Raw genomic sequence first — 1574 nt, forward strand, 5'->3', positions numbered from 1 at the left:
CAATTAAATTCAACCAAATTGCTGTTATGTGGAATTTACACAAGCACCAAAGAAAGACAGAATCAATTCGTGATCCTGCCCTTCTTTGGTGCTTATTAATGGACGATATGAACACTTCCATCTTCCATGATTTGAATTTCTTGATAGCTGCCCATGAATTTGATGGCATCCGTCATGATTCCTTTTGATTCCATTTCTTTCTGGCCAGCTTCAAATACTTTGCGGTCTAAGATTAAGTAGTAAAAATAACAAATTTGATCATCAATCATTTCAGAGGAAGTTAATATGAAACGATCACCATATTTTTCTTTAAACCATTCTCTCGCTTCTTTATGGTCGTTGAAAAAAGGAAGTTTTGCTTCTTTTTCACGAGTGATATGTCCTGGGGCGTACATAAAGCCACCACCCTTCTTTTATGTATGATTTACCAATATTATAGCAATCGTACATGAAAAAGGACAGATTACGTTACCTATTCGGAAAATATTAGCCGACCAAGTTCGGAGACTCTTAGTTCTCCTGTATTTGCTATGATCCTTTTTAACTTTTCAATCTCACTTTCCACCTTAACATCTTTTTCGGGATTTCCGAACAAGTTAAAAACAAATTAAAAAGGAACTGCCATTTGGTAACTCCTTTCTTTCTGAGGATAATTTACAAGAGATACCTCGAACGTACTCTAAGAGATACTAAGAAAGCACTCAAAAAGGTACTACGCCATTTCTATTGTTGCGTAGTCAAAAAAAAAGCCGTACATACGATAGAGATACGGCTATAAAACGGAATACTACTTTACAAATAGACTAGGGTGCTCCGTTCCTACAATCACGAAAGAAAGACAGCGGTAGCGTTTCCGTCGCTACGTACATATAGGCGCTGCTTGCGTAAGAAATTGGCACGCTAGCCTATAAGACTTTACTAGCGCAGCAGCTTCAATAATGGCAAAAAATAGCGATATTTAGAGAGCTCCTATACAGACTAACCCAGCAATTATTTGGTAATAATACATTTACAAATTATTACATTTTAAGAAGGAAAATTATGAGTTGGTTTGTAATTTTTGGAACAATGTTGATTATCTACCCTATAGCATTTTTCATGAAAAAACGATTACCTATGTCTGATATATATACTACTGTTGTTTTTGGTTTGTTTCTAAATACATCAGTAGATACATTTGCGATTTCTAGATTTAAGGCTTGGGGATTCTTTGAAGTTGATAAGATTGAGTTTAAAGCATTATGGATTGTCATTGGGCTTTATCCAATATTCGCAGCTATGATTATTAACTGGTATCCGTATAATGGTATTTGGTGGAAAAAAACTATATATCTTATCGCATGGTCTGCCTTTTCAACATGTTATGAGTGGCTAACTTTGAAGGTAGGTATCCTGTGGCATATCAATTGGAACTTATTTTATTCTTTCCTGTTGTATCCTTTTATTTACTACATGCTTATTCTCCACGTTAGGTTTTATCGAAAATTTACAGGTACCTGAGTTTAAAAAATTGTAGCGAAATTTTTCGGTAGCTAGCTTATTTACGCCCTGAGTTCGATTTTATATTTTAGTTA

2 protein-coding genes are annotated in these 1574 nt (G+C 34.8%); one reads left to right on the plus strand and one right to left on the minus strand.

Features of this window, described 5'->3' with window-relative positions; all coding sequences use genetic code 11:
* Window positions 1–95: 95 nt before the first annotated feature.
* Entirely contained in the window at window positions 96–395 is a 300-nt protein-coding gene (locus JN080_RS28710) for a hypothetical protein (RefSeq protein WP_256239344.1), read from the minus strand.
* 646 nt (window positions 396–1041) lie between these two features.
* On the opposite strand from JN080_RS28710, the gene JN080_RS28715 reads away from it, so the two are divergent.
* A complete protein-coding gene (locus tag JN080_RS28715; RefSeq protein WP_256239345.1) occupies window positions 1042–1500 on the plus strand; it encodes a hypothetical protein in 459 nt (152 codons plus the stop codon).
* Window positions 1501–1574: the final 74 nt, after the last annotated feature.

This window comes from Bacillus sp. EB600 (assembly GCF_024494385.1).
In the GTDB taxonomy this organism is placed as follows: Bacteria; Bacillota; Bacilli; order Bacillales; family Cytobacillaceae; genus JAEVLT01.

Excerpts from the sequence above, each read along its gene's own strand:
- JN080_RS28715 (WP_256239345.1), top strand. The coding sequence starts at position 1,042 with ATGAGTTGGTTTGTAATTTTTGGAACAATGTTGATTATCTACCCTATA.
- JN080_RS28710 (WP_256239344.1), bottom strand. The coding sequence starts at position 395 with ATGTACGCCCCAGGACATATCACTCGTGAAAAAGAAGCAAAACTTCCT.